The organism is Sphingobacterium bambusae, assembly GCF_033955345.1.
In the GTDB taxonomy this organism is placed as follows: Bacteria; Bacteroidota; Bacteroidia; order Sphingobacteriales; family Sphingobacteriaceae; genus Sphingobacterium; species Sphingobacterium bambusae.
In genome coordinates, this window is the sequence record NZ_CP138332.1 from 2,171,382 (window position 1) to 2,188,503 (window position 17,122).

The following is a 17,122-nucleotide window of genomic DNA, read 5'->3' on the forward strand; positions in this document are numbered from 1 at the left end:
CCCTGTAAAAAATCTATTTTTCCCCTTTTTCAAACCAAAGCAACTGCACATCTCCTGCTAATCCCGCCGGTTGCAACGCTTTCAGAAATTTTGGCGTCGCCGTCGTCTGTATCATCTTCTGCTCGGCCTTGCCACTTTCTTCATAGCCAAATCGATTGCCCCAAGTATGATAAACGTTTATTTCCAATAGATTTTCACCTTTTTTCAATTCGTCCGTGACATCTATTTCATAAGGCTTTGCCCAGATCACACCCACTTCCTTTCCATTTAGGAACACTTCGGCCATCCCTTCCACATCGGCTAAGCGAAGTACTGTCCGCTTACTTTTCAATTTATTGGCCTGTTTAAAGCGTAAGGTATAGCTCCCTTTGCCTGCATGGTAGCGCAGGGTTTCTTCTTCCGAATCGGTCCAAAATGCAGGAACTTCTTGCTCCATTGTTTTCGCTTCCTGGCCTTCGAGCTGCATTGTCCACTTGCCCTTTAAAGTTTCGGCCCGTTGTTCTTTCCAAACCGGCAGATCTAGCTGTTTGTCGCTCAAGAGTATAAACAACGATTGATGAGGAGCAAAATTTACGGAAACGCCGATACGGCCATCATCATTTCTTGTTTCTACAGCACGTATTTTATCAATCACCGCATCATACAAGTAAATATGGGATGCTTTTCTACGGAAAGAAAGCGCTACTTCACGTGCTACACTATCCTGATTGCTCAGGAAATAGCTGTCTACACCGTCCACATGTCGGTGGTTCCAAGCGATCGTCTCGTTCTTCTTACTATCGATAATCAGATCTTCTGCAATACCCAGTGCCTTAAAGTCGCTACCTTCATAAGCGCCCAGATAGATCTTTCCCTTCCCCAGGCTTTTGACCTGCAAACCATGATCTGTATGCATCCCATCAAATAAGCGGCCCAATAGCGTATGAAAAGCAGCTGAATCCTGTGCTGTAACAATTCCATTTAGTTTGCTAGGCTTGGTTTGGAACAAGATCGTCGCTCCAGCTTCCGCCAAATCGGCAAACTTGGACAGCACGGCCAGTGAGCTCGCTTCCGGGTTAGGATTCAACAGGTGCTTGTCCGGCACGACCAATAGCTTGTAGGCGATATGGTCTGAAAACTGGACTGCACCATCAACCACTTTTGCGCCCTGTAGCAATGCATGTGGATTAAACGAATCATAGGCATATCCGCGCAGCGGATCTACCCAATCTACCGGATTGTACATATTGGCGGAAGTAGTCACCGCAGCAATTTTTTGTAAAGGTTGTCCTTCGTTGGCCAGTTTCTGCGCCGTGCGTGCAACACGATCTGCACCGATGATCCCGGGCAACACGTCTACCAATCGATCGGGCAAGAGTGCCCGCCGAGGCACTTCTTCGCCGATAAATACCGCCACATCACGCACCGGCTTCCCTTGTTGGAGCAACTGGTGGCTGCGAATAGCGTAGTTTACCCAGGCTTTGCCCGGCTTCCACCATAGCTGATCGCGCTGGAAGTAAGTGCCCACACCGTCCAACGTCATACCGGGCTTGCGATCCCTCCAGGGGTTGTGCACATACACATGGTACGCTAAATTATTCACGCCCAAGGTATAATTTAGATCCTGCACAGGCTTCAATAGTCGTGGGTGTTCGTCCCATTGCATCCGGATCTGTGTAAACGCTTCGGACATCACGACATTCTTGCCGTAGATATGTGCCCCGGATACCGCATCCAATACATCGTTGGGTTTATCATGCGACGGGCTTCTGAACCAAAATTCGCCCATGGTGCGATCGGTTAAACTAAAGTGCGAAAGGCCATCACTGGTCATAACGGGCGCGGTTGTTTCCGCCGTAAGTTCCACACCATATTTATCAGACATCTTCCGTAAGGTTGCAAAACCTTTGTCGAGCAAGAGGGCTGCAATGGTTTCGCGGTAGTCGTGCAAAAATGCTTCGGAGGCCTCCACACTGTTCACGACATAGCCCGCCAGCACGGGCAAATAGTCCTGCAAGGCGTAACCGTTTCGCTTTTGAAATTCTTCAGGCATGCGTTTCGTCCAGTTTTGACTTCCCGATTCCCAGGAATCAATATGAAAGACCGTCAGTACGTCCTTGGATAAACCGGGTTCGACGGCTTGCTTTGCCTTTCCATACCACTGTTCAAACTGGAAGGCCACAATATCGGCATCCAATTTATCGCATTCCAATCCCTTTCCCGCACCAGCGGTTTCATTTTTGTGTCCGGTACTGGTATGCCCTACGCGAAGTATTTTCCACAATCCATTTGGCAGATCCAGTTCCACTTCGCCACTGGCGGATGGTGCAGGAAGTACACGAATATCTTGTGCCTGAATGATGTTTTCGTTCTGGATATCGGCAGGCGATGTTGGTAGCGAAACGCGCCATATCTCGCCCGTTTTTCCTTCAAACTGATTTATTTTTGCTTCTTCAAAGAGCGTGATGCCTAACAGCTTCAATGAAGGCTTCCACTTGCCGATATCCAGATCTTCTGCTCCTGGCTGCGATCCGCTGGGATCGTACACGAAACGGTAGAATTTTGACTTGGTTTGTGGCAAGGTGTGCGTAACGCCATTGTCCCAATCGAGCCAACCCATCCGGGGGGATTGTAGCTGTGTCAGTAGTTTGAAGTCTTTACCATCATCGCTCACCAAAACTTGTAAGCGGTTTGCTTGGTAATTCGATGCGTTCCACTCGATCTTGAGGGTGTTTGCTACAAAAGGTTCGTCAAACTCATATTGTATCCAGCCTGGTTGGGAGCTTGCAAAATGTTGCTTGTTTCCTTTCTTGGCCAAGCGTTGCAGATCTTCGCCATAGCTGTTGCTCACCTTGGGCACACTCGTCTCGCTACTTTTGTACCACTGTCGCTGCGCAATGGCGTATAACGCGATATCCTCATAATAGCCTTCATTACGTTGGGGCTGCGGCAGCTTGATACGAAGCTTGGATTTTCCGTTGATCGACAAAACCGTATCTGCGGATACAATCTTTTGCATAGATTTTTCTGCTGTTATCCAAGGCCCACCTGCGGTGGCAAAACCATCGTTGGGAAACATGGCGATCTTGATATTGTACTTCTTTGCCTCGGCGACAATATGGCGGAACATCTCCCACCACTGGGGCGTTAAGGTTTCGGTTGCCGGCTCGAACAAGGGCGGATCGGTCTTTCCTTTGATGGGCGTAAAGTAGGCCCCTGCAATATTATTTGCGGCCATAGCCTGCAAATCCGCAGTAATGCCTTCTTTGGAGTAGCTGGCGTGCATAAAATACCAAACGACCCAAGGTTTTGCCTGTTGATAGGACTGCTCGTCCAAGGCGATCAGTGAGGCCGGAATCCCTTTGATCTGCGCGTTAAGCGCCGATATGCAGCACAGCAGGCCTCCGAGTATATAACTTTTTATCTTCATTCGTGAGACTTACTTTTTGCTTACTTCAAATGGTTTCAAACGGAAAGAATACTGGTAATCTTTAGCCGGAATCTGATATTTCTCCAAGGGCTGCGACACATCTGTCCAAGTATCATTTCCTCCGATTCCCATTTGCAGGTAATCAATGTTTAAGGTGATGCGGCTCTCTTTCTTCAACTTGTACCAGTGTTTTGTTTGGCTGATCTGCGTCTGCGAAAAAGGCCATGCACTCATTTGCAAGGGTTGTTTACCCGTTACCATAAGACCAAACTTTTTGTTGTGCAAGCTAAACCAACGCACGTCCATGCGGTTCCCGTTTTCCTGCGGATACAGATAGGGCTCCATAAAATCGTCAATGTTGCTACTGTAAACACCTAAATCAAAACCATAGGCTCTATCGGCATAGTTTTCCATTGCCCCTAATCCGTAATATTGGATACTATCAAACTGCGGATTAATACCTAGCTGCATTCCAACTTTTGGAATGTTGGGCAGTTGCGCTGTGGTATGCAAGCGATAATCAACGCCGACAGTTCCGTCCTTATAGATCGTATAGCGCACATTTAGCTGAGCGGAATCGCCAGACAAACTGTAACGGCTTTCCAAGCTAATGCTGTCGGCACTTTCCTTCACCACGATATCGTTGAACACAACGGTATTGTACCAATACTTCAGTTTCAACTGTGGCTTCCAACCACGGCGGTCATTGTCTGTTGCTGGACGTGTAAAATTGGGTAACAAGTCCCCGTTTACAATCGTCTCGTTTTTATAAACAAGTTGCATCAATGCGCCAGATTTTTTGCTTAACGTCGCCTCGAAATCTTGCCCTAACACGCGATAAGAACTATCTTGTTGTTGCAGCTGTAAAGCTTTGCCTTTACTCTTGGTTACTGTCGGCCAACCTTGCACTTCCTGCCAGCGGAGCTGGCTAGAGGAAACGACAAAACCTTTTGCCGCCCAAGCGGCATCCTCTTTTAACCGAAATTGCACATCCAACTGGTATTCTTTATCCGATACCCGTTTTAATGGAATATGCGGGAGCAGATCCATTTCTAGGCTATCGCCAGCAGCGACATTGATGGGCGGTAGGTTGATCTCCCGCAAGACGCGGCCATTCTCTTGGAGCAGCAATACTGCTTGATAATGATCCAAGTTCAATACGCTGGAGCGGTTTTTTATCTTAATCCGTGCGTTCTGCGGTTCGAGTAAAGTCACCTCGGCGGCTTGGTAGATGCGTTTATTTTCGTACATGGCTGCTTTGGGTCTGTTCCAGGCATCGACGATGCCGTTCAAACTGAAAGCTCCATTGTGTATCTTTTCACCAAAATCGCCACCATAGGCCAGTACTTTCCCATAAACGGAATCTTTACGAGCGAGTGCCTGGTCTTTGTAATCCCAGATAAAGCCCCCGATGAGCCGTGGGTGTGCACGGAAGATATCCCAAAAGTCCTTGATGTTTCCCGTGGAGTTTCCCATAGAATGGGAGTATTCGACAAACAGAATCGGTCGGTGGTCGCCATTTTGCTGATTCAGCAAAAGTTCCGGCGTGAATACACCCGGGTAAAAACGCGATACGATATCCACGTAATACTGATCTTTACTATTCTGTAGGCGATGGGAATGATCATTGGATTTTGGATAACGCGGATCAGACGGATCGATATAGCCCGGCAATTGATGACTACCCATGCCCGGCTCGTAGTGTACCGGACGGGTGATATCAAAATCATGGATCCAAGCTGCCATGGCCGCGGTGGTAGGGCCACGTCCTGACTCATTGCCCAATGACCAGATCACGATCGATGGGTGGTTCTTATCGCGTTCCAGCATACGCGTCACACGCTCCATATGTGCGGCAAGCCACAGCGGATCATTCATTAGTTTACCCCCAAGGCCATGTGTTTCCAGATTGGCCTCATCCATCACCATCAGTCCATAACGGTCGCACAGCTCGTAGATGTACGGATCATTGGGATAATGTGAGGTGCGGATGGCGTTGAAATTAAACTGTTTGATCTGCCGGATGTCGGCTTCCATATCTTCACGCGTCAAAGCCTTGCCCCGCTCAGGGTGATGGTCATGCCGGTTTACGCCATAGAGATAGGTTTCTTTACCATTGATCAGCAGCTTTCCATTTTTTGGGGAGAAGGCGATATCGCGGAAACCTACGGCACAGCTCTTCGCTTCCAAGAGCTTATTGTTCTTATCGTAGAGGCTCAGCACCAAGGTGTACAGGTTCGGATCTTCGGTCGACCATTTCTTTGGATTTGAAATCGTGGTTTCCAGTAGACCGAATTTCACGTTATCCAATCGGGGATAGATCTCGTTAAAGATCTGATCGGCGTCCTTTTGGAGATCGTCCTTTAGGATCGGCTTATTGGTGGCATCATAGAGTTGCGCTTTGACGACAAAGCCGCGGATGCTATCTCCGGAGAAGTTATCGATCTTCGGGCGTAAAGAAAAAATGGCATCTTGCTGGTTTTCATCCAGTTTCGCCTGCCAATGGAAATCAGCGATACGCACCTTAGGCTCGGCCATGAGAAACACCTCTCGGTGTATGCCGCTCATGCGCCAATGATCCTGATCTTCAAGATAAGAAGCGTCGCTCCAGCGGATCACCTGTACCGATATCCGGTTCTTACCGCCATGCAGATAGGGTGTTACGTTAAATTCTGAAGGCAGGCAGGAATCTTCGGCATAGCCGACGTATTTATCATTCACCCACAGATGATAGGCCGAGATCACACCGCCGAAATGCAAAGTGACATTCATTCCATCCCAATTCTTGGGCAGTTCGAAACTGCGCTGATAAGATCCTACAGCATTGTAGTCTGTCGGTATTCTCGGCGGATCGATGGGCTGAAAAGGATAAACCGCCGATCGGTAAATCGGAATATCGTAGCCCTTCATTTCCCAATTGGAGGGCACCTGAATTTTGTCCCAGCCCTTGACTTCCTGCAAATGGAAGTCTTTAGGCGCATCGGCAGGTTTGAAGACAAATTTAAAATCCCATTCGCCATTAAGGAACAGGAGCCTATCGTTGTTCGCTCGATCGTTTTTGAGCGCTGCCTCTACCGATGCATAGGAATAGGCGGTGGCACGAGCAGGATCACGGTTGATGGAGGTAATCATGGGGTTTTCCCACGCAGAAGCTATTTTGCCGTCAGGTACCGGCGGAATAACGGCCGGTTTTCCATCCACTGTTTGCGCCTGAACAAAGGAGCTGCTGCAAAACAGGCTCAGCGCTATCGTCAAACAACCGTATACCTTACGCCTCATAATCCACTTCATAAGTCGTATCTTTCTTCAGCTCGATGCTATACTGATCTTTCCCGGTATTTACCACTGTCCCTTGCTTACAACGTGGGACAACTTTGCTCTTCAGCTGTAGCGTACCCACGCCAATGGGGGACTTAACCGTTATCTTTTTCTTGGACACAGCAAGTTCTATTTCACCGGCTGGTGTCGGTACTTTCCCTTCCATCCATTCCAAGGAAGCCAAGTAAGGATTGATGGTATACTTTTCGTAACCTGCGGCCGTAGGCTCCACGCCCAAATAATATTTCCCCAATAGGTATATCGGGCTAGCGCCCCAGGAGTGGCAAAGACTTTTTCCAAATTCGCGTCCATACATCGCATAATGCTCTGCGCCTTTTTTGTCGGGATTGTACTCTTCCCAAAAGGTCGTTGCTCCCAGTTTTAACATCCCACCCCAATAGTTTTTCATTTCCTTCATCACATAATCCTTCTCTCCGAGCGCACAAAGTGCTTCCAGCTCATAGTAGCGCATGTAGGGTGTCATGATCTTTTGAATGGCATCGTTCAACAATACCTTATCCTTTACCGCTGTCCGCTGCGCCGCAGAAAGGTAATCGAAAAATATCGCAAACATATTGGTGTAGCGCGTTACATTATCCGTTTGCTTACCATCGATCCGGCTATGGGCAAATGCACCTTTTTGTTCATTCCAGTAATAGTCGAAGATCTTGGTTTTTAATTGTGTTGCTTCTTTCGTGTAGCGTTGCTGATCCTGCTGTTGTCCAACTAGGTCCGCACACAGTGCCATGGTTTCCAAGCTGCGGCATAGCAGCAACTGTTCAAAACTCACTTCGCCCTGCTTGCTGAGTCCATCGGCCCAATCAATAAACACCCAGTCGCCCGAAAGCCCTTGCATCAAGCCGTCGCTATTGCGGCGATCTAGGCAAAACTGCATCAGCGACTTCATGCGCGGGTAGATACTCGCAATAAACTCTTTGTCGCCGGTATACTGGTAATAGTCGTAGATACTCAAAAACCAATAAAACGTGTAGTCCATAATGGTGTTGATATGGCTCACAGTAGGTTCTTTACCGCGTAGCGCCAAAATGGTTCGCTTGACGGTTTCCGAGTCAAAGCCCAAGTAGTAATTCATGGCGTAAGACTGGTAAGCATCGCCACTCCATATCCAACGGTCGCGCTTGATACCATCAATGTAAAACTCACGTGAGGTAAGCTCCATCGTATATTTGGCCACATTCCAGATTTTGTTCAACTCTTCATCCGAGCTCTTGAAGGCGCCGCGATCTTCCACCGGCAAAAATTCGTATTCCATGGAAGCTCCATTAAATGCTGCAGTTCCTTGCGGTTCGATGTACACATAGCGAAAAGCCTTTGACAGGGCAAGCGTGCTATCTTTGGCAACTTGCTTATCAAGCTCGATGATATCCAGCGTTTCGCAGGTAGCTGTTGCTAGCGCTTCTTCTTTAGATTCGCCATAATAGATGGCCAACTTACCGCTTCCTTTCAACTGATGCAAGCTTAGAAAACCAAAGGTATTCTTGCCAAAGTCGATCAGCGTTCCCTTTCCGTGCTTACTACTCGCTACCGCCTTTTCCGTACGCGTGGGCAGTCTAAATTTCGAAGGCAACTGTGCGACGTTGTTAAAGTTCCAATAACCAGCTTTTACATAGGTCGTCCCCGATTGATCGGATGCTTTACCTGTTTCATCAATCCATTCCTTATCTTCGTAGGTCACTAGCCAGTCTTTATCTGTATTAACTGCCTTGCCAGAAACATACAAAGCGGGCACTTGCGCCTGGTTATAAACCTTGACATTTATTTTTTGCTTGCCCTTGCCCAATTTTAACGTCTTCGGCATGCCGGGCAACATCTTTCCATTCAGCTTTACATTGTACTTGCCTTCGGCATGAATGGTAATCTCCTCTTCTTGCTGTAGGTTAAACTCTTTATGAAATTCAACGAGTACATAATGACTATCCATTTTCCAGAAAGGTGGAAAAAAAGTACCTCGTTCGGTCCGCCGATTCTGCATATCATTGCTGAGCCACACTTCAAAATCGCCCGGATACCAAATCCAGGTACCGCTTTGCTGCGCAAATAAAAAGATGGCGGTAAACACAAAACCGATGGTTAAGATTAGTTTTTTCATTCCGATGTATTGTTTGTCATGGGTAGGTGCGTGATCACGGTTTCACTTTTGAACGATGAACATATGTATTGTCTCAGTTAGCAGTCCTATTTGCTTATCGATTTATGCACGGTACCAACTACAAACATACCGTAAAAGCCTATTTTGTATTTATGATATTTTCTCTAGCTATTATAAAATATTGCCATACTCTGCAAACAAAGCAAAAAAGGGGTTAGTTGGCTAGGATAAACAGTCTTCATAAAACAGGATAGGGAGTTTGCTAGCGTCACTAACAAACTCCCTATTTTTAAAAAGATAATATCTGCGAATATCAGATCCTACTACCATCTTCCTTGCTAATGAAAGAACAGGTTGAAGCTGATCATCACAACGAAAAGGATACACCAAGCCCATTTCACGGCAGGGCGTCATTGCAAAATGGGGCTATGTTTGGTTGTTTATGTTTTTTAATCCCAGAGGGATTAGATATTTATAGCCATCGGGGTTAAATTGATGTACGACCCCGGATGGGGTCGAATATCTATTATTGTTGTGTTTCTATAAAGATATGACCCCGCTGGGGTCAAAATATGTGGTTGCAAAATAAAACCGATTTTCCATACAACACAAAAGACTGCAAACAACACTTTTGCAAGCTTTTGTAAGTTTTGACTTCAAGTCTAGTAGCCCTATTCGGAGTTACTACCGAGAATGTACAGCTGCACTCGGCTTTGATCCGCGCAGTGCATACCACAGGATGACGGCATAACAGACCAGCGGCACGATATATCCGACCTGTGTATTGTCTTTGGCCATATCGATAATACCTCCCGTCAGAAACGGGAATATGGCACCGCCAACGATAGACATGATCAGCCATGACGAGGCCTGTTTGGTGTCTTTTCCCAGTCCCGTAATACCCAAAGAAAAGATCGTTGGAAACATAATGGACATAAAAAATCCCAATCCACCTAGTGCATACAAAACGACCATGCCCGAACCAAAGATGGCCACCGCAGCCAAAAAAATGGATATGCATGCATACAGGGAAAGCAGCCGGCTCGCTGTGGTGTAACGTAACAGAAAAGTTCCCACAAAACGCCCCGCCATAAATAGCAAGCCATATACACCCAAGTAATAACCGGCGGTTTTCTCATCCACACCCGCACCTTGCTGCGCCATCCGGATAAAGAAGCTGGTTACACAAACCTGAGCGCCGACATAGAAAAATTGTGCCACAACGGCAAAAGCGAGATGACGGTGCTTAAGCGCTGAAAAAAAGCCTGTTTTCTGTCCCGTACCACTTTCTTCTTCTTTTATTTCTGGCAGTTTAACGAATACGAAGATCAGCGCAATCAACAGCAGTACCGCACCTAGAATAAGATAGGGCAACTTCACGGAAGAGGCTTCTTCTGCGAGGTAGCTGATGCGCGCTGTTTCCGTCATGGCATCCATCTGCTCTGCTGAATAGCTTCGGCCGGATAGGATAAACACCGTTCCGATTATTGGCGCTATCATAGCTGCCAAACCGTTGAACGAGGCCGCTAGGTTTAACCGATGTGTGGCCGAACTTGCCGGGCCTAAAACGGCCGCGTAAGGATTGGCGGCGGTTTCCAAAACAGCCAGCCCACAGCCGATGATAAACAGCGCGATGAGAAATAGTTCATACATCCGCATGTTTGCCGCGGGTATGAAAAGAAAAGCACCAAGCGAAAAGGCAAGCAAACCAATAATAATGGATGCTTTATATCCCCATTTTCGCAACAGAAAGCCAGCAGGAAGCGCCATCACAAAGTAAGCGAAGAACACGGAGGTATCCACCAGTGCAGATTGGCTATTGTCCAGCTCGCAGGCTTTCTTTAAATGTGGGATGAGGACGCCGTTCAAATTATGTGCTATTCCCCACAGGAAAAACAGGCAGACCACCAGTATAAACGGAAAAAGGTAGTTTTTCGATGAATGATGATCAACGCTTGCGGGTTCATTCGTATTGATGTGCATAGGAATATGATAATGCTTAAAATGTGTTAGGAAACTACTTCTTTGCGTTTCGCCAATAAAATATGGTCAGCCACGAGCACCACTTCGCCGTGTTGGTTGATTATTTCCACATGCTCCACCACGGTTCCAAAAGCCGGATTTTTAGCATCGGATTTTTCGGAAATGGTGACCTCTGCATGGATGGTATCACCGATGAATACAGGCTTGACGAAACGTAGGCGATCATAGCCTTTGGAAAACGCTTCCGGGTTAATAACCGAGGCCGTGAGGCCTATACCTATCGCGAATATCATGGTGCCATGCGCGATACGTTGTCCAAAGGGTTGTGTTTTGCACCATTCGGCATCCATATGGTGCGGAAAGAAGTCGCCGGTATGGCCGGCATGAACCACAAAGTCGGTTTCCGTTATGGTGCGCCCCAAGGTGACGCGTTTATCTGTCAAGCTGTAATCTTCAAAAAAAATAGATTCAAAATGCATGTCTTTTAAATTAAAAAGTAAAAATCAAAAAGTTAAAAGTCAAAATTGACGTGGTGTGTGAAGTCTGAAAAATGATCACACGATATCGTCAATTTTTTCGCCACCTGCGGCACTGCTTTTATAGGCTGCTTCAACAACGGCCATCGTGTAGATGACATCTTCGACTGCGGCCGGCAATACGTCGATTTCACCAATTTTAAAGCGCATTAAGCTCCCCATGCTTCCAATAAAAGCATCGGGAAACCAAGAGCCTTCGATCGGATAATCGGTCCACTTATATTCACCTTCCAACGATTTGATGCAGTAAGAAAACTGATCGGGAACGCCATGTGGATAATCCATCAATAAGCCCATTTTAGCTTTGATAGCGCCTTTTGTTCCTTCCCATTTGATGAAACTTTCTTGATGGTCGGGTCCGAAATCGTGATCATGGTTGGTGTTTACAACGGCGTGCATCGTATCGCCGTAATCTAACAACAGGGTGGTGCGGCTAGAGGATAATTCCTTAGCCGGATGCTTCAATGTTTTGGCATAGACACTTTTGGGATTCCCTAAAAAGGATCGGATCAAATCGATATAGTGTACGCTATGGTATAAAATTTCAAGCCGTGGATGTACCATGACATGCGGAAATAATTCCCAGGGCGTGTGTAAGGTAACGCGAACTTCCATATCGTACAGTTCACCGATATGCCCTTGTTCGATCAGCCAACGCGCGGCATTGACAAAAGGCGCTTGACGAAGTTGGCAATTGATCGCGGCCACGAGTTTCTTTCGCTTACAAACGGCTAAAATAGCTTCGCTGTCTGCATAGTAATCACCCATTGGTTTTTGGATCAGCACGGCAGCACCATCCGGCAATGCTTCTAGGGTTTCTAGAAACTGGTTGGGCATAATGGTGATGTCGTAGACGGTATTTGCCGGTGCCTGTGCGACAGCCTCCGCTACCGTATCAAACACGTGGGGAATAGCAAAGTCTTCCGCCAATGCCTCCGCCTTTGCTTTGGTGCGGTTCACTATACCATAAACGTGAAAGCCTGCTTTTTTATAGGCGGGCAAATGGGCATCCTTAACAATACCTCCTGCTCCGATTATCACAATCGGCGACATCGTCTTCGGTAAGACTGCTTTATAGGGAATAGTTATCATGTTAATAGATTTATCTTCGTTTGTGCTTCTTCTAAGAGTTTTACACTGGGGCGTTCTGTCTGTACAGCCAGGTTCACCATCTCATCGATGATATGCGCAATTGCCGGCCAGTTGGCCAAACGGGGCAAGGTTCGAGCGGTTTCATGCAATGGCCCCAGCTTTGAATAAAAACCGATCCGCTCGTTCACCTCCGCGTCAAACCAGGTACTGTAGCGGCATCCGACGCCGCCAGCCAAGGTTAGGCTTTTATCGTTCTGTGCAGAAACCGCATAGCGTAAGAAATCGTAAGCCAAGTTCTTATGCCGGCTACCTTCCGCAAGGGTGTACAGCCAGTAAACATTCAACGATGGCGGCATTATTCCTTCCTCCGCGGGAATGGCTGCAATGTCGACCTTACCGCGTACCGAGGAATGCGTATCAATATGTGCCCAGGAAGCAAAGCCAAACCAGTTGACCATCATGGCGACTTCTCCTCGTGCAAAAGCCTCTCCGGCCTGTACGGATTCGTAGGAAAGCGATTGTGGATGTAGGGCATTTCCACGCTTGAACAAATTTCGATAGAAATCCAGCGCTGGGATAGCCGCAGCTTGTTGAAGCTGAATTGTTCCGTCGGTAGCTTGGAGTTCACCTCCGCGCGACCACAGCTGCAAACAAAAGTCAAACACTGCATTATGCCCATCGGGATAGCCCGCAAAGACCGTCCCATAAAGATTTTCATCAGGCCGACTAAAAAATTCCGCAACCTGCAGAAATTCATCCCAATCCTTGGGTACGGTAAGCTCCAAACCATATTGTGCAAGAAAACGCTGCTGTTCGACCGCTGATTCAAAAAGATCTTTACGGATCACCAAACATTCTGGGCCGTCGTGAAAAGGAAGTCCATATAACGTGCTATCGAAAGTCTGCATACCCATTAAGCTTGGCGACCAAGCTGTTAGGCCGCCCTCTGGTGGGGCTGCCGCTAGAAAACTGTTTAGTTCGCATACTCCGTTTTTCTGATAAGCCTCTGCCAACCAGTCTGTGTTCAGGTGAGCAAGATCCCATTCACCATTTTGGAGGCCGTTGTGCGCGAACATGATGCTGTAGAGCTCTTCCAGATCCATCGACACAAACTCCATTTCCACATCGTTGAAACCTGCCGCCTGATAGGCTTTCCAGCACGCTTCCAAATGACGCTCGAACGGCTCAAACTTGCGAACAGCAAAACGTAATTTAACCATATAGTTCCTGTTTAATCTTTTCTGTATGTTCGCCCAAAGCCGGAGATCCTTTCCGTGCTGTTAAGCGCTCGCCATCAATACGAATCGGGCAACGTGTGGTATCATAGGTAAATCCATCCCCCATAACTACGCGTTGTAGCATCTCCAAAACTTTAAATCCTTCGTGTTGGGTTAACCGATCCCAGTTCAACACATCAGCGCACCAAATATCGGCCGCCTCCAATATGTTCAACCAAAAGAGCGTTGGCTGCGTCGCAAGGTGCCTAGCCAATATTGCCTTGATGGCAGTGCGTTCCTGAAAAGCCTGCTCACCATCTTTAAAATCTGCCAAGGCGGGGCAATCCAGTAGCTTAGCTAAAAAAGGAATGGACCCCATGGCTAGCGCGAGAAAACCATCAGCCGTTTTATAGATTCCATAGGGAGCGGCCAAATAGGCGTGCGCGTTACTTACTTCGGTGCGCTGTGGCAAATGCTTCCCATCCCGAAAATAAGTGGTTACTGTTTCAAACTGTATGTCCACGGCCGAGTCTAGCATGCTAATTTGAACATGTGCGCCTATGTTTTGCACCGCACGACGGTATAAACAGGCTAGAATAGCGCTGGCTAGATTCATACCGGCGAACATGTCCACGATGGAAAGCCCCATCGGCACTGGGCCGTTGGGCGCGTCGCCGCTCAGCCAGGTCATGCCTGTCAACGATTGCAGCAAGAGGTCTTGTCCTGGCTTTTTTGCCCAAGGACCTACCTTTCCATAACCCGATATCTCGCCGTAGATCACAGTAGGGTTGATTTCGCGCACACTAGCATAATCAAACCCTAATCGCTCCATCACGCCAGGTCTGAAATTATGCATAACGACATCGGCTTTCGCTACCAAATCACGAATGACCGCCCGGTCGCTTTCATCTTTCAGGTCTAAAGCGATGCTTTCTTTATTCCTGTTTATGGCATGAAAGACGGTGGAAGTGCCGTTCAAAATCGTATCGGAGGTGTACATCTGCCTACATATATCTCCGCTAATCGGCTTTTCTATTTTGATTACCCGCGCACCTAAATCGGCCAAGCGTAAACTGGCTAGGGGCCCCGAAAGAAATTGGCTAAAGTCTACTATGGTAAAATCTGCTAGTGGTAACATATTACGGTCTTAGGTAGTCTGCATTTATTTGTTCATTATCCTGTCCCACACGCGGTGCTGGCTTACTAGAGAACAGGTATTTCCCATCGATATTGTACACGCTGCGTGTTGTTTTCAGGCTGCTGCCATCTTGCAAGGCAATGCCTTGCAACATTTGTGCATCGCCAAACCCTTGCGCATCAAAAAACGCGTGATAGTCGTTCACTTGCGCACACCAAATCCCCTGTGCCTCTAGTTTCTCCTCCCAGACTTTTGCGGCGCCCTTCAGCAATTCCCTACCGAGGGTTTGCATAATCAGATCTCTGTATTTAAACCAAGTCGAACGATCTATGTATGGTGCTGGCGGCAAACCCAGCGCAGCGGCAATCTTAGGCAGATCGCCCATAGCCAGGGCAAGGTAGCCTTCGGCAGTCTTGTAAACGCCATACGGAGCACTCAGATAAGCATGACCGCCGCCTCGCGTTTCGGCACGTTGCGGCAGTTGACCTCCATCATTAAAATAAGTGGTCAACACTTCAAATTGCATATCCAATGCTGATTCCAATAAACTTACCTCGACCAATACGCTTTTTTTTGTGCGTGACCGCTTTAGAAGAGCGGCCAATATCCCCTGCGTCAGGTGCGTTGCGCAATACATATCGATCACAGCCAATCCAAAGGGAACTGGATTATCAGCAGCACTGCCTGACAACCAAGTTAAACCGGAAACTGATTGTACCAAAAGATCTTGACCGGGCTTTTTAGCCCAAGGCCCCTCATCGCCGTATCCCGTGACCGTTGCGTAGATGATCGAAGGATTGAGCTGCTGTACGGCTTTATAGTCCAAGCCTATCTTCTCCATCACACCGGGCCGGAAGTTATGCGTTATGATATCTGCCTTTTTGATCAGCACCCGAAGGATTGCCAGATCGGCTTCACTTTTCAAATCGGCTGCATAGGATTCCTTATTTCGATTGATCGTATGAAAGACCAAACTGCTTTGATCGACAAAAATATTTTTGATAGCGATCTGACGACCAGCTTCGCCCACGAGCGGACGCTCGATTTTGATCACGCGGGCACCCAAATCGGCTAAGCGTAAGCCTGCCGTAGGAGCAGCCATAAACTGGGCGAACTCCAACACGACTAATCCTTCCAGTGGCCTATTATCCATGTTTCTCGTCCATTAACCGTGACTGCCTATACATTTCATTGAGCTGCTCTAGTACCGCTTGCTCATTACCCCCATTTTTTAAGTAATCCACGACGACATCACCAGCATGATCTTGAAAATGCATGTGCCCGAAATAACGTGGTCTTAAAAAAGCACGCTCCAAGGTGGGCAACGTATTCAAAAAGAAGTTGGATGTGCGTCGGTTGACTTCCACATCTTGCCAAGCTTTTAGATGACCCGGTTGTCCGCCATTATCCACATACAGCGTAGCCTGCACTCGCGGGCTACCCACAAATTGCGCGTAGTCCATCGCCACGTCAACATAAGCACTGCGCGCAGAAACCGCCAAACCTGCACCACCTAATGTGCTGATCATTGATTTCTGATCGTGAAGCGTTACCAGATCGTGAAAATGCAATAGCTTGCGTGCATAGCCATTCCGCGCATAGTTCGAATAGCCATAGGCAAAAGGGCAGTAAGCTATCTCATCGTTATTGACCATATCCTCAAACACCATGAACGGATTTTTCTTGTAAAAGCGATTGTCCACGCGATCGGCCAATGCCTTAAACAGGCTTAAGGCTTGCTTGCCGATAAACGGACTGATGACCTCTTCTTCTTTCTCGCAAGGCGCTTCGCCTAAGGAGCAGCAAAACATATAGAAGCTCATCAATACGTCTATTGGCAGGAGAGAAAATGCAACACGACCTTGATCGGCCAGTGCCAAAACATCATCAAACGTATGTGGCAGTGCCAGCCCAAGCGCAGACAAAAGATCTGGACGGCTGGCGGCAACCGGCGTGGCAGCGTCTATCGGCAATGCCCATTGTTTATTTTCGAAGTTGTAGCTGACATAAGACTTGCCAACACTGTTCAAGTGCTGATCTTCTAGATACGTACGATCCAGATAATCGTCAAACGGAACGATAACTTTCTTGGCGGCAGCGTGCCCGGTCCAAGGGTGGTCGATAACCAGCAAGTCGTATTCGGCGGCAAGCTGTTCAATAGATTTATCTGCAAATTCCTGAAGGGTACGCTTTTTCCAAATGATTTCCACATCGGGATGCAGCTCCTCATAACGTTGTGCTGTCGCTACCATCGGCAGTAAGCCGCGGCTATGCCCCCAGGTGATGCCCTTTAATTGAATTTTTTGTGCCATATGTTTT

10 protein-coding genes are annotated in these 17,122 nt (G+C 47.6%); all 10 read right to left on the minus strand.

All coding sequences use genetic code 11. From position 1 onward, the window contains the following. Window positions 1-13: 13 nt before the first annotated feature. Window positions 14-3,409 (minus strand): glycosyl hydrolase, encoded by a 3,396-nt coding sequence (locus SCB77_RS09105; protein WP_320186116.1) that lies wholly within the window; start codon window positions 3,407-3,409, stop codon window positions 14-16. A gap of 9 nt (window positions 3,410-3,418) precedes the next feature. Then, window positions 3,419-6,700 carry a glycoside hydrolase family 2 TIM barrel-domain containing protein gene (locus SCB77_RS09110; protein WP_320186117.1) on the minus strand — a complete coding sequence of 1,094 codons (3,282 nt, stop codon included), beginning with the start codon at window positions 6,698-6,700 and terminating at the stop codon, window positions 3,419-3,421. Continuing rightward, window positions 6,678-8,837: an alpha-L-rhamnosidase-related protein gene (locus tag SCB77_RS09115; protein WP_320186118.1), complete on the minus strand. Its 2,160-nt coding sequence runs from the start codon at window positions 8,835-8,837 to the stop codon at window positions 6,678-6,680. Before SCB77_RS09115 ends, SCB77_RS09110 begins: the two co-directional genes overlap by 23 nt. Before the next feature lie 684 nt (window positions 8,838-9,521). Beyond that, the gene (fucP, locus tag SCB77_RS09120; RefSeq protein ID WP_320186119.1) at window positions 9,522-10,820 is read right to left on the minus strand and encodes an L-fucose:H+ symporter permease; all 1,299 of its coding nucleotides are present in this window, start codon (window positions 10,818-10,820) and stop codon (window positions 9,522-9,524) included. Window positions 10,821-10,846: 26 nt separating this feature from the next. Further along, window positions 10,847-11,299, minus strand: a complete 453-nt coding sequence (locus SCB77_RS09125; protein ID WP_320186120.1) for a MaoC/PaaZ C-terminal domain-containing protein — start codon at window positions 11,297-11,299, stop codon at window positions 10,847-10,849. A gap of 75 nt (window positions 11,300-11,374) precedes the next feature. Further along, window positions 11,375-12,448 (minus strand): Gfo/Idh/MocA family protein, encoded by a 1,074-nt coding sequence (locus SCB77_RS09130; protein WP_320186121.1) that lies wholly within the window; start codon window positions 12,446-12,448, stop codon window positions 11,375-11,377. Next, window positions 12,445-13,668 (minus strand): extracellular solute-binding protein, encoded by a 1,224-nt coding sequence (locus SCB77_RS09135; RefSeq protein ID WP_320186122.1) that lies wholly within the window; start codon window positions 13,666-13,668, stop codon window positions 12,445-12,447. The genes SCB77_RS09130 and SCB77_RS09135 overlap by 4 nt, the downstream gene beginning before the upstream one ends. After that, window positions 13,661-14,803, minus strand: a complete 1,143-nt coding sequence (locus SCB77_RS09140) for a CaiB/BaiF CoA transferase family protein (protein WP_320186123.1) — start codon at window positions 14,801-14,803, stop codon at window positions 13,661-13,663. The genes SCB77_RS09135 and SCB77_RS09140 overlap by 8 nt, the downstream gene beginning before the upstream one ends. Before the next feature lies 1 nt (window position 14,804). Then, a complete protein-coding gene (locus SCB77_RS09145; RefSeq protein ID WP_320186124.1) occupies window positions 14,805-15,956 on the minus strand; it encodes a CaiB/BaiF CoA transferase family protein in 1,152 nt (383 codons plus the stop codon). After that, window positions 15,949-17,115: an ABC transporter substrate-binding protein gene (locus tag SCB77_RS09150; protein WP_320186125.1), complete on the minus strand. Its 1,167-nt coding sequence runs from the start codon at window positions 17,113-17,115 to the stop codon at window positions 15,949-15,951. Before SCB77_RS09150 ends, SCB77_RS09145 begins: the two co-directional genes overlap by 8 nt. Window positions 17,116-17,122 lie beyond the last annotated feature (7 nt).